A 21,089-nucleotide genomic window follows, 5' to 3' on the forward strand; every position below is an offset into this window, starting at 1 on the left:
CATCTAGGTTTAGAAAGCATTACAGTTCAGGGTACTAAAAAGGTAGAAACTCACGCCTACCTTTGTGCAATAGCGCTGATAGCTACAGTAACAGCCGTCAATACAGACTGAAAGAGAACAAAAAGCAGCTTAATTCTAATCAAGAAAGCACTTTAATTACCAAGGGGGTGGTGTCTGCCTTTTTGTAACTAGTAGCTATTATTTACCAGTAATGCTCCATGCGCTGCCGTTATTTGTTAATCAAAAGCGGTGGTCCAGTTGTTAATTTTTGTTTAAACTTTGATTTTTGAATTATGAAATTCTCTCTCTTATCTGGTGATTGTCGCCTGTCTGATAGGATTGCGGGAACATTTTCTTGTGTTTTCTTTTGCGGATGTCACGGGTACAGAAAGTAAATTACTCAATTACTCAAGCCTGACCCCAGAGTTTACAAACTGTTTACATTTGTGTTATATGATTTTTACAATCCGCATCTAAAATATCTCTGGAAGGGGATGAGAGGTGCGGGCACAACCTTATTAAAACCATGGAGTGATAAGCCTTGAATAAAAAGATTCTGGTTGCTCTTATTGTAATATTAGTTCTGGCAATTGGCACCGCTTGTTACTGCAAAAACAAAACAACAGCATCACCCGAAACACCTAAACAGGTGGAGACAAACAACAGTGACAGCAGCGGTGATTCAAATGACTCTGAATTAGTCATCAAAACCGATAATAGGGCATCAGAGAAAGAGGCGGATGAGATGCTTAAAGAAGTTGACCGGCAGCTCGACAGCCTCATCAAGGCACTCGACGAACTTGATGAAGTAGATACAAAAGAATTACCTGATGAGGAGGGGAATTAAATGAATAAGGCAAGATGGATTGTGGTTTTAACAGCTATTACCGCACTGCTTTTCACCGGTGTGGCTTATGCCGGACAGGGAAACTCCAAAGGGAGCAATGGTAGCAATGAAAACAAGCACCAGAATAAAAACCAAGTAATCGAAGTTAACCTGGGGGCTAAGGAAAAATCACAGAATGAGAACCAGGTCTGCAGCAGACAGGGGTTTGGTCCTGGGGAAGACGCAAAAGTACTTCGGGAGCAAATCAGAGAACGAAACAGAACCATCAAGGAAAACGAAGATAAGTGCAAGCAGTTGAAGAAACAGATCCAGAGCAGATGCCAGGATATGAAAAGGTGTGTACAGCAGCAGCGGAACCAGGAAAACGCAGAGCTTGGCGAGGATCAGGCAGCTAATATTAACGAATCACTGAAGCAACTCAAGGAAAGAAACACTGAACTGAGAAATGAACGGATCTGCTACAACAAGCAGATGGCTAACATGAAACGCAATAAGAGAGCCGGCAACAAAGAAGCCCTGGTCGAAGACCTGGACAATATCATTAAAGCTCAGAACGAGAGAATCCAAGCACTGGAGGAAACACTAAACGGATTGGATACACTGGATGACACATTAAACGAATTGAAATAGCACTGAACAAGCCAGTTAAATCAGCAAATTTCGCAGCAGACAACTAGATTCCACAGAAACCACACCACATATCCATAAAAAAACAACCTTATCATCCCTTCGTTTCAAAGAGGGCATGCCTGGACAACAGGCAGCCCTTTTCTATTGTCCCCAGGTGGATCAGGGGGACGTCAGACTGTGTGAATAACCATTTTGCCTCTTTCCATCCCCCCACTTATGACCAAATTTCGGTTGTTTTTAGGGATAAGGGACACCAATTATCCTGCTATTTCAGTTATGTCTCCCACTTCTGGCCGCTGAACTGGTGATTTGGGGAGTTGTCACACAGTCTGACGGTTCTCCTGATCTCCTGATCTCCTGATCCCATTTCAAAAAAGCCTGGCACCGGGATTCGCTGAAGCGTTAAGTATCACAAGACACAAGGATCCACTTTAACAAAGGTGCCTGGCTAGTAGCTCGAAGAGAAAAAAACTGCCCTTAGATTACAGACCCACTTTAACAAAGATGTCTGGCACCAGCGAGTTTACCCGAACTAAAGGTGCCTGGCAATAAGCTCTAAGCAGACACCTTTGTTATGCGGACAGTTCACAGAAAAATTCACGAAAACCGTTCTCTTGAACTTTTACCAACTACCTAATGACAAACACAAACCACCAATAGCACCTGGGTATTTAGTACTAAAATAATTTCAGAAATTTCAGTTCGGGGTGACTGTCACCATCTAAAGTCACCATCTAAATCATCTAACATCTAACGTTCAGCCTTACCAGCCCCATGTGCAGAACTTCTCATTTTATGGCATACTAATATTGAGTTCAGCAGGTGTAAAATAACGATTTTTATACAGGGCAGGCTGGCAGTTCTTGCGTCAGTTTTCGTGGCGGATCTCGTTGCTACTCATGGCAACTCTCGTCGCAGTACGCGTCGCGGTTCTCATGGCTGTTACTCGCAGCTCTCGTGGCATTATTCGTGATGGTAATCATGGCGGTACTCTTGCAGCGCTCGCTGCAGTTCTTGTAGCAGTGCTCAATGCAGCTCTCGTGGTAACCTCTCGTGACAGTTCTTTTGGCAGCTTACAATCCGACACTCGACTGTCGGATTGTTTTGCGGATGTCACGGGAACAGAAAGTAGATTACTCAAGCCCGACAATAATAGCAGGCATCCGAAAGCAAACCGATGTAATGAACAGAAAGTAAATTACTCAAGCCTGACCCCATTATAAGAGGTGATTGTTTTGGAAAAAGATCGATGGAACCTGGAAGACATCTATCAAAACCAGGATGAATGGGAAAAAGACTTCGGGAAGGTGGAAATGCTGCTATCGGAGGCAGGGGAATTCCAAGTGAGGCTTGGAGAGTGCGCGGATTCCTTTTTCGGTGCGCTTCATTTAAGTGCTCAGATCCAGGAGCTGATTGTCAAAGTACACAGTTACGCCAGGATGAAGCTGGATGAGGACAACGCCAACCCTTTGGCTCAGGCTCTCTTTGGGCGGGCAGCGGCTCTGTTGACACGGGTGGAAACAGCCCTCTCCTTTATTACTCCGGAAATCTTGTCGCTTCCTGAGGGCACAGTCTCTAATTTCCGACATGATTCTCGCTTTGCCCTTTACTGCCACTACCTTGATGATGTTTTTCGGCAAAAACCGCACACACTCACTGGCATAGAGGAGCAACTGGTAGCCAGAACGGGGGAGATCACCCGCACACCGGATGATTTCTTTAAAATGCTCAACAACGCTGATCTCACCTTTCCGAAAATCAGGGATGATCAGGAGAATGAGGTTGAGGTCACTAAGGGCAACTTCATTAAACTCATGCAAAACAGGAACCGCAGGGTGCGGTATGAGGCATTTCAAGCACTGTATGGAACCTATCAGAAGCTGGAGAACACCTTCGCCTCTGCCCTGAACGCAGCTATAAAAAGGGATATCTTTTATGCAAGTGTGCGCCGCCACCAATCTGCGCGGTCTGCCGCCCTCTTTGCGGATCATATTCCTTCTGCTGTCTATGACAGCCTGGTGCAGACTGTCAGATCTAATCTGGGAGAAATGCACCGCTATATGAAGCTGCGCAAAAAAATCCTCGGGCTTGACCAACTGTACATGTACGACATTTATGTCCCTCTGGCAGAGGATGTCAAGTGGGTGATACCCTTCCCCGATGCTGTGGCCATGCTGAAAAACGGTGTCGCCGTTATGGGGGACTCTTACTTGGAAATCCTGTCAAGGGGGCTGGGTTCCAGGTGGGTGGATCTTTATGAGCGGAAGGGGAAAACCGGTGGTGCCTACTGTGACAGCATCTACGGAGTGCATCCCTTTCTTCTTCTAAATTATCAGAACAACCTGGACAGCGCCTTCACCCTGGCTCATGAGATGGGACATGCACTGCATTTTTATTATAGTAGCCAGGAGCAGCCCTTTATCTACTCACATCCCGCCATCTTTACCGCGGAGGTGGCCTCCACTGTTCACGAATCACTGCTGATGGAGCATCTCCTGCAAACCACCTCTGATCGGGATGAGCGGGATAAGAAAATCTATCTGCTCAACTACTACCTGGAGATCTTCCGCGGCACACTGTTCAGGCAGACGATGTTTGCGGAATTTGAAAAAATTATTCACGAAAAGGCGGAAAATGGCGAAGCATTGACATCTTATTTCCTCAAAGAGGCCTACCATGAGTTAAACACCGCCTATCATGGGGAGGGGATGGTTGTGGACGCTGAAATTGACATGGAATGGGCTCGAATTCCGCACTTTTATGACGCTTTTTATGTCTATAAGTATGCTACCGGCCTGTCCGCGGCTGTCTCTTTAGTGCAGCAGATCCTCACCAAAGGGACGCCTGCAGTAGAAAGGTATCTCTCCTTCCTCAACAAGGGGGGATCTGACTACCCTCTCAACCTGCTTCAGGAGGCGGGAGTAGATATGGCAAGCCCGCATCCGGTGCAGGACGCCATCAACCGCTTTTCCGGCCTGCTGGATGAGCTGGAGGCTCTAAGTGGTGTCGGATGAACAAGCACACAACAGAAGGCATCGACAACAGGTGTTATCTTTTGAATACCGCAATTTAAGGCAACTTAAACTAGAATGAATAAGGGCTGCTTATTTATTAACTAATTAACTTTTTATAATAACAAGGAATAGCATGGTTTATGTAGAAATACATTGCTATTAATTACTTCAAAAGGAGGGAAATATGTATTGCCGTAACTGTCGTCAAGAAGTTCCCGAACAAGCTGTAATATGTGTGGCATGCGGGTGTTCACCTATAGCCGGAACAATGTACTGTCAACACTGCGCCGCTGAAACTGAACCATCAGCTGAAGTTTGTTTGAATTGCGGTGTTAAACTCGCTAAACCACTACCTGAAGGTGCAAAATCAAAACTTGCAGCAGGACTTTTAGGAATTTTTCTCGGAGGTTGGGGAATTCATCGATTTTATCTGGGTTATATTGGTATCGGAATAGCCCAAATATTCGTGACATTAATTACTGTCGGATTTGGTGCCATCTGGGGTTTTATTGAAGGTATCCTGATTCTGACCGGTTCGATTAACCAGGATGCTAAAGGACGCCCGCTAGTAGATTAATTTTTCTCATGCCTTGATAAACTTGGCGTTAAACTTGGCGCAATTATCATCTCAATATTCAGGAATCATTACACCACTGCCTAAGCCCGCCTTCTAACTGGCCGCCGCATACCCCCCTGCTTTACAAGCCGTCTAACCGGCCGCTGTCTGACTTAATGAAATTATGAATTGGAGGCAGATTAATGGACGACTTTGCCATCAATACTGAAAAGTTGACAAAATTTTATTAAAAAGCAGCGAGGTATTGTGGAGCTCAGCCTCTCGGTGCGCACAGGAGAAGTGTTCGGCTTCCTGGGACCCAACGGAGCCGGCAAAACCACGACAATCCGGCTGCTGCTGGGATTGCTGCGCCCGACGGATGGCAGTGCATCGGTCTTCGACTTGGATACGGTCAAAGACAGTGTGGAGATCAGGCACCGCTGTGGTTATCTTCCCGGCGAACTTGTCTTGTATGAAAACATGACCGGTACAAATTTGCTGCAGTATATGGCTTCTCTCAGGAGAGGGGTTTCCCTAGAGTTTGCAGAGGAGCTTGCTGAAAGGCTGGACTGTGATCTGTCGCGGCCGATTCGCACCCTTTCCCGGGGAAACAAGCAGAAGATCGGGCTGATCCAGGCCCTGATGCATCAACCTGAACTGCTGGTTTTGGATGAACCCACATCTGGCTTGGACCCTCTGGTTCAGCATGAATTCTATAAAATAATTGCTGAGGCCAGTGCAACAGGGCAGACAGTATTCCTTTCTTCCCACAACCTGCCGGAGGTGGAAAGGGTATGCCACCGGGCGGGGATCATTCGGGAGGGCAGGCTGATTGCTATCGAGGAGATCGCCAGCCTTAAGGAAAGGGCCTTGCGGAGACTGGAGATTCACTTTGAGGGCGCGGTGGAAAAAGACGCTTTTCGGGCTGTGCCTGGGATACGGAACCTGCAGTGGGAGAACAGCATCATGCGTTGTGAGATCATGGGCTCCCTGGACCCCTTGATCAAAACTTTGGCACAGTATAATGTCACCAATCTGATCAGCCATGAGCCGCATCTGGATGAGATCTTTATGGCCTTTTACGGTGAAGGGAGTGAAAAAGATGTCAATTAGTGTAGTCAGGAAGGTGCTGCGGGATCAGCGCCGCTCCCTTTTCTGGTGGTCAATCGGTATCGCGGCGCTGGCGCTTTATACGATGTTGTTTTACCCTTCTATCGCCAGTTCTCCGGAACTGGATCAGATAATGCGGGAACTTCCGCCGGCCCTGAAGGCCATGTTCGGGGAGATGAGCCTCACTTCCCCTGAGGGGTACATCAATACCGAACTGTTCTCTTTTATGATGCCATTGTTGTTTCTGATCTTTACGATATTACAGGGGGGTGCCGCTGTGGCGGGAGAAGAGGAGCAGGGTACACTGGATCTGGTGCTCTCCACCCCCATTACCCGGCGGCGTTTTGTGCTGGAAAAGTTTGTCGCGATGTTGATGTCAACCCTTTTCCTGGCCGTTATCCTCTGGGTGTCAACTGTGGCCGGTATTGCCATAGCAGATTTTGAAGTCAATCTGTCCAGACTGGCTGAGGCAATTTTCAGTGTCTTCTTGCTGGCAATGGCCTTTGGGACTCTGGCCCTGGCCCTGGGATGTGCCACCGGCGGGCGCGCCTTGAGCACCGGTGTGTCCAGTGCCCTGGCGGTGATCGCCTACTTCCTCAACAGTATGGCTCCCCTGGCGGAATCGGTGGAGCCCTTCCAAAAGCTGTCTCTTTTCTATTACTATTATGAAGTGGACCCCCTGCGCCACGGGCTAGACCTGGGGCATGTGGGTGTACTATTGGCAGTAACGGTTGTGCTGCTCTTGATCGGGGTGATGACGGTGGGGAAACGGGATCTGCAGGTGTAGTTATGTCCTCCGGAGAGGAACTGCTGTTAATGCATTTTCAATCAAAAAAAGACCTCTGGCTGGGCATTTTAATTTGGAGCGCTATGTTGCTTCCCATATGGTTTGTGGTTCAGGATCAGGAAACCTGGCCTTTTCTGTTTATTTTTATCCCTTCACTGGCCTTTTGTGGCTGGATTTGGTTTGGCACAGGTTATACTATTACAGATAAAACACTGGAGGTTAGGTGTGGGCCATTCTACGAAAAAATACCGCTGGGTAAGATTCGCAGGGTTCAGCACACCAGCTCTCTTCAGGGCGGCGCCGCTCTTTCCCTGGATAGACTGGAAATTAAATATAGCGGCGGTGTGACACTGGTCTCCCCTCTGGATTCTTTCGCTTTTGTCCTCGAATTGAAACAAAGATGTCCTAATGCGGAGTTTGAAGGATTATGAGATTGGGCCTCATGCTGGCGGACCAGCAAACTGGCATGCCTTTGGAAAAAAGAGCATGCTAAACGGTGACAGTCACCCAGGGCGGCAACTTGTATAGACAACTTACGCTAAATGGTGACAGTCACCTGCGGATCCACCGGCTCAGCAGACATGCTGGGCGAACATAAAACGCCGGCTTACTCAGGTCTGCGATATCTCTTCGTTCTTGTGTCCTCAACAAAGAAGGGGTAGCCATTCTCTTCATTGCATTCCTCTTCTTGAATCCAGAGTTTCTCTTGCTCCTCATCGCGTTCCAGGGAACAACCACGCCCTTTCGCGCGGCAGCAACGGGGGTAATTCGGGCATATGTAGAGATAGCATTGGCGTTCCTGATTAGCCATGATGTCACCTTCTTCTCTGTTCTGATACAACCAGTGTTCACAATAAGCTGTTTTTGGTCATACAGCCTCTTAGCGGCGGTAACGTAAGAAAACATTTATGTGATGGTCTGCATGGCATTTACGCTATGCCGACTTTCGCAATCACATTATACCAAAAAAACCGCTCACCGTCTGCACATTGGAAGTTAGGCCTTTTGGTGACAGTCACCCGGAACGGGTAACCTGTATATACAGATTCGGCTAAACGGTGACAGTCACCGGAAAATATGTGGATCAGATGTATCCACGAAAACAGATCAGGAGAACCGTCTCCCTGATCTCCCCGTGATCCCGTCACTGCATCATCTGGAAGAAGGCGTCTACGTTTTCGTGTTTGGCCTGGATGGGGATGTGGCAACCTGAGCCGAGGATAAAGCCACCGTCTCCTCCGATCTCCTGGAGCAGTTTCCTGCAGTAATCCTGTACTTGATCAGGGGTGCCGAGTGTGAAGAGGGGCGCCCCTACATCTCCGATAATGCAGGTGTGGCCGCTGAGCACCTGGTGGGCTTTGAAGATATCTGTGGTGCCGTCCAGTTCGATGGCGACCTTGCCTGCGGGCAGTTCGAGGAAATACTCCAGATTTGTCGTCCAATCACTGTCCAGATGGAGGACAGGAGTGATACCTGCAGCAAGTAGATCGAGAACGGTTTTCTTGAGGTAAGGCCAGACAAAACGCTCGAAGAGTGGCACTGATATAAGCTGGCCAGTAAGGCGTGCCGCTCCGACGAATACTCTGGGGATTCCTGTTTCTCTGGCACTGGCAATAGCATCAGCTATCAGGGCTTCGGTCATCCTTTCCAGCACACGCTCCAGGGTGGATGGTATCTGGTACATATCCCTGATAAACTGTTCAAAAGAGCGCATCAGGCTGAGGGTTGGGGGTGCTAGAACAGTAAAGCCGCCGTACAGAAAAGTTTGCCCGCGGGCTCTGGCATTCTTGATCTGGCCTTGTAAAATCTCCTTCATCAGGCGGTTGGCTTTTTCGATCTGTTCACTATTCACCTGGTGCACCCGTTTCCAGTATCGATGAAGAAAGGCGTGGTATCCGGCTTCCAAGATGAAGTAATAGTCTCTGCGGGTCATAGCCTCGTATTCCACCATCTGGTACTCACTGTCTGCGGGCAGGTCAACACCGGGCATCATCGGTTTCATGTAACCGATGACTTTTTGGACAGGCCCGTGGAATACAAAATAGACGGAGCGCATTACATCCCAAAGAGGATACTGCCGGTACAGTTGATCAAATGCCCATTCCGCCTTTTGGTAATCATACATAAATTCATAATTGGACAGGCCCGCCCTTCTCCCCGCATAACTCTCGATCAATGGGGCGCAAGGAATGCGGTCCGGTTTGCCTAGAGAGATAGCTGTCTGCAGTCGCTGTTCAGGATTCAAATAGAGATCACATCCGGCATCCCTGACTGGTGAGTACAAAAGTCAAAATGCTCAAAGGTGACCTTTTCTCCGGGCTCTACAACAACAAAATCTTCATCCCACTGGCCGAGCAGAGCCTTGTAAAGCACATCCAGTGTGCCCTCCACCACCTTGTGATCCAGATCAAGGATATCTGCAAATCCCCTGGCTGCTTCAATCAATTCATGCAGTTTATCGACACCTGTGTTAATCACATCGAGGCTTCGATATCCCTTCAGCATAATCTTAAAAACCATTTGTGACTTTTCGTGGCCGTATTTCATCGCACAGCGGTTGTATTCTGTGGCTATACCGCTGTCACTGTTCATCCAGCCCTTGGTGAGATAGTAGGCACACCCTTCTTTCCCTAGATTTCTCCTGCGCTCATTGCCTCCCAAAAGCAGGGAAATGCAATCATCCATTTTAGGGATGATCAAGCGGGCGCGTTCAGAAGAGAGCCCCAGCACCGCGTTGCCGCAATACCCAAATAACAGCAGGATGTTTTCCTCATCTATCAGCTGATCGATCTCACTTTGGAGTTGGTACCGAAGTTTATCCGGAAATTTGTGCAGTGCTGAAGGCAGCCAGATAAAAGGGAAATGGCAATCAACCTTACTGGACACATAGAGTATTTCATCTTTTATTGTTTCACAAGCAATAGCTGTTGTCATATAACATTTACCGCCGACTCTGTATATGTATTAACACCCATACCCAAGATCTGTTGACATAACTCAACACCCTTGGCACAGTCTATAATCCAGTGATCGGCACCCACATGCTGCTGAACATCTTCATTAACCAGGCCTCCGATCATAATCTGCACCTCACTGCGCAGGCCGGCATCTGTAAGTGCACTGACCGTCTTGCGCATGACCTCATACGAAGAGGTCAAGAGCCCGGAGAGGCCAAGGATTTTTGCACCGGTTTCCTGCAGGGCATTAAAGAATTCCTGCGGGGATACATCGACCCCCAGGTCGACAACCCCGACACCTCTTGCCCTGAGCAGCCCGGCTGTCAGGTTCTTGCCGATATCATGAATATCTCCTTCAACAGTCCCGATCACTACCTGGGGTTTCAGCCCCTTTTTGCTTTGAGCAATTGGAATAATAGTCAGCACCCTCTGGAAAATGAGGGAGGCCATAATCAGATCAGCTATATAGTATTTCTCCTGTTCGTAAAGATTTCCGACCCTTTCCATCCCATGGCGCACATCTTCGATGATATCAAGGGGATCAACTCCCCTTTGCAGACCCATTTTTACTAACCGCACTACCTTCTCCTCGTCCAGTGTTTCCACAGCAGTAACAAGCATCATTTGGGTTTTGCCCAATATTAATGTCCCCCTTTTCTTGCGTAAAAGCCGGGTAACGGATTGAGAAGCTTCAGTATTCAGTGTATATGGAAGAAGTGCACAACGTATGGTGTCGGGTAATAAATCACTGTTGTTTAGAATGCCTGGAATGCCTGGCAAAGTAGACAAATCGCAACAAATCACTCAACAAATCACTACAGGTTGAGAAGCTTCTTGTCTTGAATAAATTGTGCAGATACTGCGTGCAGCTGCATACAGTCGGAAAGACAGTAGGTCTTGCCCCAGCCTATGGGTTTCTGCTCAGCTGACAGCAGTTTTTGCTCGATCACCAAAAGTGGGCTGCCCGGCGAAGTTTCTAACATAGGTGCGACTTCCTGGTCGGCAGCAGCAGCAAGGATGGTAACTTCATTTTTCACAGAAAAGAGTTCACCATGTTTGGCAACCATCCTGGCGAAAGGTATGTACTGGATCTCTTTCTCGATCAATGGCTTTCCTTTGATATAGGGCATATACTTGATATCATAAGCAGCCAGTTGTGTCTCTGTGTAGAGAAGCCGCTTTAACACGATTACCTTATCCTTTTCGGTCAGGCCAAGCTTATCCTGGACCAGAGGGTCGGGAGCCACAATGGTTGCCTCCAGCAGCTTCACCCCTTGAGGATAATCACCGACAATATCCATCTCATCGAAGTGCATGGTCAGCAGATCATAGCGGGGATGTTCAACATAATTCCCCTTACCTGGTACTGACCGCAGGTATCCAGCCCGCACAAGCAGGCTCAATCCCTGGCGCACGGTCATCTTGCTGGTACTGTATTCCGCGCTAAGCTGGGATTCAGATGGGAGCATATCTCCCGGCTTCAATTCCCCACCCTTGATGCGCTCTATCATATCTTCTGCAATACGATGATACAAAGGTTGCACTTTATCACATCCATTATAGTTCTATTTTTAGGTTACACTGTTCTGCCAGTTTCGTCAATCCTTTAGAGATCAGAGAGATCAGGGGGACGGTTATCCTGATCTCCCGGGTGACTGTCACCATTTTCCCGGTCACCATTTTCCCGCAGTTGTCTAGACAAGTTACCCCTTTTGGTGACTGTCACCATTTTGATAAAGTTGTATAGACAGGTTGAGCCTTTTGGTGACAGTCACCTTTTTGGTCAATTTGTATAGACAGGTTGGTCGGTTTGGGTGACGGACGGTTCGTCTCACCCTTTGCTCTGATCCGTTCCCAGTAATCAAGAGAACCCGGGCTGTACCGGGTTCTCTTGATTTACAGTGAATCACAGATCACGGGGACGGTTCTCCTGATCCATTTGTGATTCATTTAATAAGGAACTTTTTCTCATTCTTTCCCAGGTGACAGGCACCGGCTAAATCTGGCGCCACTTATCATGTCTTTCCAGGTGCCTGTAGCTCACACGGGACAGTGCTTGTGTTCTCTTTCATGCTCTCTTTCGTGATCTCCTTGCGGATCTCACGGGAACAGAAAGTAAATTACTCAATTACTCAAGCCTGACCCCGGTTAGGCAAAAATCTGGTTGGCAACTTTGACTCCTTCATCTGCAGAGGTTCCGAAATAGTCGGCTCCACAGTACTCTTTCACTTTTTCGTCCACATAGTTGCCGCCGATCAATACCTTGACATCGTTCAGTCCGGCATCTCTGATCGCTTTAATGGTATCTTTCATCGGATCCTGGCATCCGGTCAGCAGAACGCTCATCGCCACCAGGGGGGCTTTGTGCTCTTTGGTTGCCTCGATGAACTTTTCAGCCGGCACATCGACACCCAGGTCGACCACATTATAGCCCGCTCCCTTGAGAAGCATAACCACAATGTTTTTGCCAAGGTCGTGTATGTCCCCTTGTACGGTGCCAATGACAATGCTGCCTTTATGCTCCTGGTCAAGGCCGGCGAGTTTCGGCTCAATCAGGGCCATGGCGTTCTTCATGATCTCACCGCTCATGATCAGCTCACTCAGGTAGTATTCCCCTTTGGCAAAGCGGTCACCGATTTCCACCATCCCTGCCTGGAGACTTTTCACCAGGCTCAGGGGGTTTAACCCTTCATCCAGGCCGGCTTTTACACTGCTGACCACCTTATCAGCCTCAAGTTCAACGATCGCATTTTTCAGTTCATCTATCAGATTGGCCATCAATGCTCTCCTCCCTTTATTTTCAAGGTTCCGAAACTCACAAGCTTAGCGCTGCACCCACCACCAGAGATAAACATAAGCAAAAGCCTCGAGATTGTCCCATTCGCCTTTGATAATACTCTCATCCCCGACAATAGTTCCAATATCTTTCACTTTTTCTTCCCAGGGAAAACAAACCCCCGGGGGCAGTCCCTGCTTTTGATCACCACAGCCGCACTTTGATGTTGCCATTGCTCCCAGCCTCCTTTAATAAACTCCGTATTCACGAGTTGTTTCAATCATCGCCCGCACGTTCTCTTCCCTGGCATCCCACTGGACAACCCCCGCGGCGTCCATGATAAAGCCGCCGTCCGCGGCCACCTCATCGATGAGCTTCTTGCAGTAGTCACTCACTTCTTGGGGGGTCCCATAAGCAAGCATGGTATTGGGAACATTGCCGATGATGCAGAATCTGCCGCCCATAATCTTCTTCGCCTTTTTCATATCGGTCATGTCCACATGGAAGACGATACTCTTGTCTGGAAGTTCTGCGATCTTCTCCAGATACGGTGTCCAGTTGCCCTCCGCATAGAAGAGTGTCCTCTTGCCCTGTGCCCACAGCCCTTCAATGACCTTTTTCAGGGTCGGCCAGTAGAACTTGTCCCACTGTTCTGGGTTAAGGAAGGGATAGCTGCCCCGGTGCAGCGGCATGAAGAGTGGTAAAACGGTGTCACCGCCGGCAGTTGCCATACCGTAATAGATATTGTGATCCACAAGGATATCCACCGCAGCCAGCAGCTTGTCCGGACGCATGTGTATGTCCATCATGATCCCATTCAAACCACGCAGGGTATCACCAAGGGTATCAAATGGAGCCTTGGTCATTCCGGACATTGCGGCGGGGGCTCCGTATTCCTTGGCCCAGCGCTGTCCGGCCTCTGCCAGCATCCCTTGATTGATAGCCATTCCGGCGGCTCCCTTGATCAAGGATAGATGCGCCCGATAAGGGTCTTCAAACTCTTTGTGTATACGGGGAAGAAAAGTTGTCAGAATCCATTTGGTGGGGTTTGCTATGAAGTCATCATAGTCTTCGGCTTTCATATAGTCGGACTCGAGAAACTGGAACTGTTTGTCGGGCTCCAATTCCCGTCCGGCGAATTTCAGGTACCTGGCTCCTGTGGCATCGTGGAGCCCGCCCATCCACAGGCTGGTAGGGCCAACCACAGTATCTACATCAAAATCTTCAAGAAACTTGGTTGAGCAGGCAATGTTTATATCCATCCGGTAGTAAACTTCTTGAAGAGTGTAACCCGCGTACTTGGCCAAAAATTCAGACAGGTTCAGCCGAATGGGCACCTTGTCTGGTTTACCGACATCCATCGCCGTAACAAACCGATTTAAGCGCTCCTGATAAAGCTTTTCCTTATCACTCATAAATTTACTACCTCCATTTTATAAGTTTTACCGATTTGCTGCCGACTCTACAGTCGACTGTCGACCGATAATTCTTTTTCTTAATCACCCCTCCCCTTTATGCTTGTTGCATATTGGTATTTCTTAAACTTAACTATACCTGTATATACCGGTATATACAGAATAACATGTTTTTAATATCACGTCAACAATTATGTATCGAGGAAACATCGCGGAAAAGGAGTCGGCGGATCGATAAATAAGGCAAATCCGGATCAGAGGAACCTTTCTTCTAACTACTGGAATCGGGTCACGGCAAATTCACGTAGGAAGTAAATGGGTGTAAAAGTTACTTGACAACCAACCGACTATGATATCACCGCAATGGTATGGCTGGTTTCCTATGCTTTCAAAATTGATGAAAGGAGCAAAGCTAAACCTCACGGGTTAGCAACACGGAAAAACCGCGATGGATTAAACCAAAACTCCATTTTTAAAAAACAAAACCTAAGTTGATATGGAAGTACGTGGTATCATGAATTAGGCGTGGGAATCGGGTGAATCAAGGAACGGTTCTGTTGTTCCAAACAGACGGAACAGCGTGGTGGGATCACTGGGACAAGATTATGCTCAGCAGCTGTGTGGGTTCTACTGCTCCAACAAGCGGAACAGCGAAATGGGCTTTTGGGGCGAGAACTGCTCAGCAGACCGGTATGCCGACCAGCATGCCGTGGTAAAAAAGAAGAACAGAGGAAAAGGGAGACCACAAAAACGGCCGGATGCGCTCCAGCCGCTGCGATGTATTTACCCAAACCTTTAATCGAGGCTGAAAAAGCCCCTCTCATAATTATTTGCCCGTTGACCTTCACTTTCATTACCAACCTTGCTGCTGTCTTTCTGTCTTGAAAGTATCCATATTATTCGCTGCTTTACCATATCAATTTCCTCAGATATTTCCACAAGTTTTCTAGCAATTTCTTCCTGCTCCACAGCTACGCACCCTCCCTCATGTATTTATAAAAATTATATAATAACTTTGGGAGACGAAATTCTATATCTGTTTAGGGGGGAATTAGGGAAATTAGGGGAATTGCTGCCACACATGGTATTTGCATCGTCTCCCAAGGGGGCCTCATTGCTTACTTGTATCGTACCATCATCTGTGGATTGTTGTCATTAGAAAGAAGAACCAAACTTGCAGACCGGATCTTGTCACGGTTTGACAAAGGGTGCCCGCCTTGCCTCTTCACCTTTTTTTCTTGCCTGAATAATATGATACACCTGGATGGCCAACACCACCCTGGCTACCTTCTTCCATGAACTGAAATCTATCCCTGCCAGCTCTTTAATCCTGCGCAGCCGGTAACGCAGTGTATTGTAATGAATGAACAACTTTTCGGCCGCATTCTTCATGTTTCCATCGGTCTCAATCACTACACTCAAGGTTTTCAGCAAACTGGTTTCATGTTCTTCATCATACCTGATCAGTTCACCCAAATGCTCTTCACAGTATTTTTCCAATTCTTTTGTATCTGTTATGCGTAAAAGAAGCCTGTTAATCCCCAGGTCATCGTAATGCACGATCTCATGAGATAAATCCATCTCCACATTCATCTGTATACTTTCAACAGCTTCATGAAAAGCTGTTGGCAGGTCAAAAAAGTCATAACAGGCCCTAGATATGCCTATCTTAACCACCATGTCATGGTTTTCTATACCTTTTTGTAATTGAGGAATTAGACGCCTGGCGATCTGTATGGACTCCTCTTTTATTGATGCCGGTGTTTCTGATTTAGGGATCAAAAGCATCACATTGACATCACCGAGGTGTGCAACCAAGTACCTATTAGAGTGGGCGATAATTACACTCCTGATCACCTTTTCAAGCTTCTGAAGATAGTGCATCTTGGCTTCAATACTGGCGTAGGAAATTCCCTGTCCTAAAGGTGTCACAAGCTTGATGGCAAACAGCACTTGCGGTTTCGTGAGATCCCACTTATAAAGAGTACCCCTATGAAGGGCATTGGACCTCGATTCCATCCGCCCCTCCAGCAAATCCCTAACAAAGTCATTTAGATAACGCCTCTCTATCTCTTCGACTGCTATGCGTTTCTGAAAATCTAAGGCCATTACCAGCGCCGCCTGTTCCACTGCTGTAACATCCATAGCATCTATTTTTCGGGCGTCATCCAGGATACAAAGATATCCGAAGATTTCTGTGCCAGCCTGTACAGGCTGCAAAAAACAGGACAGGCATTGTACATCGTCTAACTCTACTATTCTTCCCTGATTGCAGAAATAGGGATACTTTTCCAGCAGCCTGGCTTTAAGCTTCTCATATGTATGGGTAGTCGATTCATCGGAAGACGCAAGTAAATTAAACTCACTGTCCAGTATAACTATTGTTGAATTTACAACACTGGAAAAGGCAGCTGCCAGGGCACCTAAGCCTTTCTCCCTCAGTACAAGATTGAGTAGTACATGATACAGAGCTTCTCCTGTTTCAGTTATCATTACTGTCTCCCGTTTTAGTGGATGGTGGGTCAGCAGATGGGATGCGGGAGGTTTCAGTAATCATTACTGCCTCCCATTCAAAATACAACTTGCTGCTATCCTTTTATCTGCTGAATATCGACGAATTGTAGCAAAATATGATTAAAACCGCGTTCAGTATATCACAAGGCAGGGGCTCGGAACAACCATTATAAAGCCAAATATGGCTCAGAGGGACGATTCCTTTGATCCAAGCGGATCATATGGATCAAAGGAACGGCAGCCTGTGTGACAACTCCCAAAACCACCAGTTCATCAGCCGGAAGTGGGAGACATAACTGAAATAGCAGGTTAATTGTCGCCACTTATCCCCAAAAAACAACCGCAATTTGGCCGTAAGCGGGTTAATGAGGGATAAATAGTTTTCACACAGTCTAACGCTTCTTCTGATCCAAAATCACACGGCTCATGACCGGATCAAGAACCGTTCCCTTGTTCCATTCATAAGCAGAGGGGTACCTCCACCAGGAAGTACCCCTTAAAAAACCACTATCAAATAAAGAAATCAAGAAATCCTTGCCCCATTTACACCCCGTTTTAATTTGTGAATAACCGCGTCAACATTGCTGCGAAATTGACCAGTAATTTCGGTTTTCTCGAAGAGGGTTTTAAGAAAACACTCCAGTAAAAAGTACCGACAAAGATAGCGCCGCCGATAATGTTTCCTATTGTTACCGGTATCAGGTTTTTGAACACGAACGAACCCCAGTTAAGATTCGCCAGTGCTGACATTGCACCCGCCGGATCGGTTCCCAGAACTGGAGCTACCACGGCCAATACCGCTGGCTGGCTCTTGAGAAGAATCCCTGTCGGAATAAAAAACATATTGGCGATGCTGTGCTCAAATCCGCAGGCGACAAAAGCCGTGATCGGAAACACAATGCAAAATATTTTACTGATTCCATCTTTGCTGGCGCTGGACAGCCATACAGCAAGACAAACCAGCCAGTTACAGAGGATGCCCCGAACTAAGGCTTCTGTCCATGTTAAGCCAACCTTGCCATTGGCAGTCAAAACCGATTTGGCGCCGACCAGGGCACCATTCATCTCCCAAACACCGCTGAGATAGAAAAACCAGGCGATCAATATCGATCCCAAAAAATTAGCAAAGAAGACAATTGTCCAGTTTCTTGCCACCTGTCTGCCGCTGATCTTTCCTTCCAGCCACCCTGTTACCATGAGGGTATTGCCGGTGAACAGCTCTGCACCACCGATGACCACAAGGATCAGGCCAAGTGAAAAGACAAGGCCGGAGATGAGCCGGGATAAGCCGTCTCCTACATATCTTGCCAGGTCGTTGGTGACAACTGTGGATAAGGAACCGGCCAGAGCAATATAGCAACCTGCCAGGATTCCCAGCACAAGCAGACTGTAGAATGGGGATGTTGTCCTTTTTTTCGGCATTCCCTACCGTAGTTGCAGCAACCGCCCTAGGTGAGTCACAAGAAGGGGGAATGACCACCGGGGCAGGGGCCTGGTCAGATATGGGTGTGTGTGTTGGTGTTGGTGTTACTGCTGCACCAACATTAAACTTCATTACTGTTCCACAGAGCTTACGCTTTTCCTCAGTACAGCCGATCTTCTCTAGTTCTTCGGCAGTTAGTTTGTGTCCAAAAGCTGTGATTTCGCAATAACTGATAGGTCCGCTGATTGAATCGTACTCTTTCCAGTGCTCGCAATTGATTGCCATGATGATCCCTCGACTTTTTGTTTGTTTGTTTTTTTATTTAAAGAAAGAACTAATTATATACTAGCAAATCACGTGCCAATATCAGCCGCGTGGAAAAAAGCGTAGGTAAGGGATTCTTGTTAAAATGACTAGCGTATTTTACCGAAAAAACGGCGGGTCATACCGTAAATACGGAACATTGGTCACGAGAATCAGTGGGGATCAGGGGATCTTCACGCCTAGCGCCCACACCTGTATTAGCCCAGGGATGGCTCAGGGATGGCTCAGAAATAAAAATCAAATGGATTGTGATCAAAACACCAAATAAAAAAGGCCTCCATACTGGAAGCTTGATAAATGGTGAGCCATGCAGGAATCGAACCTGCGACACCCTGATTAAAAGTCAGGTGCTCTACCAACTGAGCTAATGGCCCATGCATTTTTTCAGATGCTGTTCTATTGTCTATGTTACAGCCTCGCAACCTCAAAAGGGCTTAAATGCAACTCCTGCCCATAATTTGTATATGCTGCGCTGCATGCAAGCGTTTTTACAGATGATATGTTACAATAGAAACGCTCTTCTGTCAACATCTTTAATCTGGGTTGTTATTGTTAATCTGCGATAATGTCATGGTATAACTCATCAGGGAAAATGTCATCCCATAACTCTTCTGAGATAATGTCACTATGGGACAGGAGACAATTACATTGACCAGAGCAAAATTAAAAAAAGTAAAAGTGTTGGACAAAATCTTGAAAGACAGGCTGAACGGAGAGGGTTAAATTTATGTCCCCCAGGTTGTAGGTGTGATCGAGGTTCCTGGTGAGCCATGCAGGAATCGAACCTGCGACACCCTGATTAAAAGTCAGGTGCTCCAACTCTTTCCCAGGTGACAGGCACCAGTTATCATATTTTCCAAGGTGCCTGCAGCTCACAAGTGTCAGTTCTCGTGATCTCTTTCACGATCTCTTTCACGATCTCTTTCGTTCGTGATCTCCTTGCGAATGTCACGGGAACAGTAAGTAAATTACTCAAGCCTGACCCCAATCTCGCGGCCGGCCATCACACCGCTCAAGGAGGCCTGTGCCAGGCCGCGGGTGATTCCGGCACCATCTCCGGCAACAAAAAGATTGTTGACCTTTGTTTCCAGAGTTCGGGAAACCTCCAGGCGGGAGGAGTAAAACTTCACCTCAACACCATAAAGAAGGGTATGAGGGGAGTAAACACCTGGAGCCACCTGATCCAGGGCTTTCAGCATCTCCAGGATCGCCAAGAAATGGCGGTAGGGAAGCACCAGGGAGAGATCCCCAGGGGTTGCCTCTTGCAGTGTAGGGATCACCAGGCCTTTGGCGATGCGCTCATCAGTTGACCTGCGGCCTTTAATTAAATCTCCCAACCGCTGGACGATCACCCCGTCTACCAGCATATTGGCCAGGCTGGCTATATATTTCCCGTAAGCGATAGGCTGTTTGAAGGGCTCTGTAAAGGTTTTGCTGACCAGCAGGGCAAAGTTGGTGTAATCAGTTCTATAGTCAGCATGGGTATGCCCGTTCACTGTAACCAGGCCATCTGTATTCTCCATCACCACTTCACCGTAAGGGTTCATGCAAAAGGTGCGCACACGATCCTCAAAGGTGGGGGATGTGAAGAGGAACTTCCCCTCATAGGTCAGGTCGGTGATCTTTTCCATCACAACTGCGGGCAGCTCCACCCGAAGACCGATGTCCACGGGATTGACGGCCATCTCCAGCCCCAGGCGCTGGGCTTCCTTCACCAGCCACTCGGATCCATAGCGTCCGGGGGCGCAGACAACATAATCTGCCGCCAACTCCTCACCTTCCGAAGTGATCACACCCGCTGCCGCCCCATCCTTGACCTTGATAAATTCGACTGGGGCTTTTGTTTCAATGGCCACTCCCCGCTCTAAAAGATAGTCCTGCATCTGCTGCAAAACTTCCTGGGTGCGTCCGGTTCCCAGGTGTCTGACCGGAGCCGGAACAAGCCGCATACCCGCCAGGGCGGCCTTTTTTTGCAGTGTTTCGATTTCTTCCTGGTTTTCCAGACCATAAAGCTCCTCCGGAGCTCCAAACTCCAGGTAAATATGATGTACATATTTAATGCCCTCTTCGAAATCATCTTTATCCAGGTAGGAACCCAGCATCCCTCCGACCTCTGTGGAATAGGTCAGTTTCCCATCGCTGAAAGCACCGGCACCACCCCACCCAGAAATAACAGCACAGGAGGCGCAGCCAAAACAAGGGGCCTTCTTCTCCCGGGACGGACAGACCCTGTCCCGCAGATTGCACCCCTTTTCCAGTATTAAAACATCTATATTTTCCTTTTGTCTCACCAATTCCAAAGCACAAAAGATTCCCGAAGGACCAGCACCGATGATGATGCAGTCGTATTTTTTCATTGCTCCTCCTTTGGATAGCCCCCCGTCGCCGCCGATATCCCTCTTGAGCTTGATTCGCTGCCGCACTGAAAGACGGAAGTCAGAGGCCAGAAGTCGGAGGTCTGAGGAATCAAGGGTTTATGAAAACGTGACAAAAGGACGGTCCCCGTGTTACGTTCATTTTTCGGATAGATACTAGTAAACCGTCACCCGGATCATTCTCGGATCACTCTTCCCATAAAGGGGTCGATGCCAGGCGCTTTTTTGGCATTTGCCAACGTAACCGTCCCTGCGTTTTATGCCTGGCACCACCCTGTATCAATATTAACAAACGGGGTTTTTTGGAGTCAAGCAGGTTGGTACGTTGGTCGTTGGATAAAAAAAATGATCCAAACAGTTT

Annotated in this window: 19 protein-coding genes and 1 tRNA gene; 7 read left to right on the forward strand and 13 right to left on the reverse strand. The window is 47.7% G+C overall.

The features are described 5' to 3' along the window. Positions 1-541 precede the first annotated feature (541 nt). From SSCH_RS03985 to SSCH_RS04015, 7 genes are all read left to right on the forward strand, one after another. Entirely contained in the window at positions 542-847 is a 306-nt protein-coding gene (locus SSCH_RS03985; RefSeq protein WP_044664350.1) for a hypothetical protein, read from the forward strand. Further along, positions 848-1,477, forward strand: a complete 630-nt coding sequence (locus SSCH_RS03990; protein WP_044664351.1) for a hypothetical protein — start codon at positions 848-850, stop codon at positions 1,475-1,477. Positions 1,478-2,712: 1,235 nt separating this feature from the next. Beyond that, positions 2,713-4,491 carry an oligoendopeptidase F gene (pepF, locus tag SSCH_RS03995; protein ID WP_232294210.1) on the forward strand — a complete coding sequence of 593 codons (1,779 nt, stop codon included), beginning with the start codon at positions 2,713-2,715 and terminating at the stop codon, positions 4,489-4,491. 268 nt (positions 4,492-4,759) lie between these two features. Beyond that, on the forward strand, positions 4,760-5,068 hold the full coding sequence (locus SSCH_RS04000; protein ID WP_052835286.1) for a TM2 domain-containing protein: 309 nt from the start codon (positions 4,760-4,762) through the stop codon (positions 5,066-5,068). Positions 5,069-5,314: 246 nt separating this feature from the next. Continuing rightward, on the forward strand, positions 5,315-6,160 hold the full coding sequence (locus SSCH_RS04005; RefSeq protein ID WP_198142154.1) for an ABC transporter ATP-binding protein: 846 nt from the start codon (positions 5,315-5,317) through the stop codon (positions 6,158-6,160). Further along, complete coding sequence (locus SSCH_RS04010) at positions 6,150-6,944, forward strand: ABC transporter permease (protein WP_052835283.1); 795 nt, start codon at positions 6,150-6,152, stop codon at positions 6,942-6,944. The genes SSCH_RS04005 and SSCH_RS04010 overlap by 11 nt, the downstream gene beginning before the upstream one ends. 2 nt (positions 6,945-6,946) lie before the next feature. After that, complete coding sequence (locus tag SSCH_RS04015; RefSeq protein WP_052835284.1) at positions 6,947-7,375, forward strand: PH domain-containing protein; 429 nt, start codon at positions 6,947-6,949, stop codon at positions 7,373-7,375. A 176-nt stretch (positions 7,376-7,551) separates the two neighbouring features. Here the strand turns inward: SSCH_RS04015 and SSCH_RS17325 are convergent, their stop codons facing one another. From SSCH_RS17325 to SSCH_RS04090, 13 genes are all read right to left on the reverse strand, one after another. Next, on the reverse strand, positions 7,552-7,785 hold the full coding sequence (locus tag SSCH_RS17325) for a hypothetical protein (RefSeq protein WP_232294211.1): 234 nt from the start codon (positions 7,783-7,785) through the stop codon (positions 7,552-7,554). 303 nt (positions 7,786-8,088) lie between these two features. Continuing rightward, the gene (locus tag SSCH_RS04025; RefSeq protein ID WP_156972083.1) at positions 8,089-9,228 is read right to left on the reverse strand and encodes a uroporphyrinogen decarboxylase family protein; all 1,140 of its coding nucleotides are present in this window, start codon (positions 9,226-9,228) and stop codon (positions 8,089-8,091) included. Beyond that, a complete protein-coding gene (locus tag SSCH_RS04030) occupies positions 9,186-9,878 on the reverse strand; it encodes a DUF1638 domain-containing protein (RefSeq protein ID WP_044664356.1) in 693 nt (230 codons plus the stop codon). Before SSCH_RS04030 ends, SSCH_RS04025 begins: the two co-directional genes overlap by 43 nt. Continuing rightward, complete coding sequence (locus tag SSCH_RS04035; protein ID WP_052835285.1) at positions 9,875-10,540, reverse strand: cobalamin B12-binding domain-containing protein; 666 nt, start codon at positions 10,538-10,540, stop codon at positions 9,875-9,877. Before SSCH_RS04035 ends, SSCH_RS04030 begins: the two co-directional genes overlap by 4 nt. Before the next feature lie 176 nt (positions 10,541-10,716). Continuing rightward, on the reverse strand, positions 10,717-11,445 hold the full coding sequence (locus tag SSCH_RS04040; protein ID WP_044664357.1) for a GntR family transcriptional regulator: 729 nt from the start codon (positions 11,443-11,445) through the stop codon (positions 10,717-10,719). A gap of 604 nt (positions 11,446-12,049) precedes the next feature. Beyond that, the gene (locus SSCH_RS04045) at positions 12,050-12,679 is read right to left on the reverse strand and encodes a cobalamin B12-binding domain-containing protein (protein ID WP_044664358.1); all 630 of its coding nucleotides are present in this window, start codon (positions 12,677-12,679) and stop codon (positions 12,050-12,052) included. A gap of 45 nt (positions 12,680-12,724) precedes the next feature. After that, entirely contained in the window at positions 12,725-12,910 is a 186-nt protein-coding gene (locus SSCH_RS04050) for a hypothetical protein (protein WP_044664359.1), read from the reverse strand. Between the two features lie 15 nt (positions 12,911-12,925). Beyond that, positions 12,926-14,092: a uroporphyrinogen decarboxylase family protein gene (locus SSCH_RS04055; protein WP_044664360.1), complete on the reverse strand. Its 1,167-nt coding sequence runs from the start codon at positions 14,090-14,092 to the stop codon at positions 12,926-12,928. Positions 14,093-14,887: 795 nt separating this feature from the next. Continuing rightward, positions 14,888-15,061 carry a hypothetical protein gene (locus SSCH_RS18095; protein WP_156972084.1) on the reverse strand — a complete coding sequence of 58 codons (174 nt, stop codon included), beginning with the start codon at positions 15,059-15,061 and terminating at the stop codon, positions 14,888-14,890. A 222-nt stretch (positions 15,062-15,283) separates the two neighbouring features. Beyond that, positions 15,284-16,585 carry a PucR family transcriptional regulator gene (locus tag SSCH_RS04065; protein WP_044664362.1) on the reverse strand — a complete coding sequence of 434 codons (1,302 nt, stop codon included), beginning with the start codon at positions 16,583-16,585 and terminating at the stop codon, positions 15,284-15,286. A 576-nt stretch (positions 16,586-17,161) separates the two neighbouring features. Next, complete coding sequence (locus SSCH_RS04070; RefSeq protein WP_044664363.1) at positions 17,162-18,028, reverse strand: formate/nitrite transporter family protein; 867 nt, start codon at positions 18,026-18,028, stop codon at positions 17,162-17,164. A gap of 623 nt (positions 18,029-18,651) precedes the next feature. Beyond that, positions 18,652-18,727, reverse strand: a tRNA-Lys gene (locus SSCH_RS04080). A 594-nt stretch (positions 18,728-19,321) separates the two neighbouring features. After that, positions 19,322-20,710 (reverse strand): NAD(P)/FAD-dependent oxidoreductase, encoded by a 1,389-nt coding sequence (locus SSCH_RS04090; RefSeq protein WP_044664366.1) that lies wholly within the window; start codon positions 20,708-20,710, stop codon positions 19,322-19,324. Positions 20,711-21,089: the final 379 nt, after the last annotated feature.

The sequence above is a fragment of the Syntrophaceticus schinkii genome (assembly GCF_000946815.1).
In the GTDB taxonomy this organism is placed as follows: domain Bacteria; phylum Bacillota; class DSM-12270; order Thermacetogeniales; family Thermacetogeniaceae; genus Syntrophaceticus; species Syntrophaceticus schinkii.

What these genes read in the sequence shown, in the direction of transcription:
- SSCH_RS03990 (WP_044664351.1), top strand. Translation starts at nt 848, where the DNA reads ATGAATAAGGCAAGATGGATTGTGGTTTTAACAGCTATTACCGCACTG.
- SSCH_RS04000 (WP_052835286.1), top strand. Translation starts at nt 4,760, where the DNA reads ATGTACTGTCAACACTGCGCCGCTGAAACTGAACCATCAGCTGAAGTT.
- SSCH_RS04010 (WP_052835283.1), top strand. Translation starts at nt 6,150, where the DNA reads ATGTCAATTAGTGTAGTCAGGAAGGTGCTGCGGGATCAGCGCCGCTCC.
- SSCH_RS04015 (WP_052835284.1), top strand. Translation starts at nt 6,947, where the DNA reads ATGTCCTCCGGAGAGGAACTGCTGTTAATGCATTTTCAATCAAAAAAA.
- SSCH_RS04030 (WP_044664356.1), bottom strand. Translation starts at nt 9,878, where the DNA reads ATGACAACAGCTATTGCTTGTGAAACAATAAAAGATGAAATACTCTAT.
- SSCH_RS04045 (WP_044664358.1), bottom strand. Translation starts at nt 12,679, where the DNA reads ATGGCCAATCTGATAGATGAACTGAAAAATGCGATCGTTGAACTTGAG.
- SSCH_RS04050 (WP_044664359.1), bottom strand. Translation starts at nt 12,910, where the DNA reads ATGGCAACATCAAAGTGCGGCTGTGGTGATCAAAAGCAGGGACTGCCC.
- SSCH_RS04055 (WP_044664360.1), bottom strand. Translation starts at nt 14,092, where the DNA reads ATGAGTGATAAGGAAAAGCTTTATCAGGAGCGCTTAAATCGGTTTGTT.
- SSCH_RS04065 (WP_044664362.1), bottom strand. Translation starts at nt 16,585, where the DNA reads ATGATAACTGAAACAGGAGAAGCTCTGTATCATGTACTACTCAATCTT.
- SSCH_RS04070 (WP_044664363.1), bottom strand. Translation starts at nt 18,028, where the DNA reads ATGCCGAAAAAAAGGACAACATCCCCATTCTACAGTCTGCTTGTGCTG.
- SSCH_RS04090 (WP_044664366.1), bottom strand. Translation starts at nt 20,710, where the DNA reads ATGAAAAAATACGACTGCATCATCATCGGTGCTGGTCCTTCGGGAATC.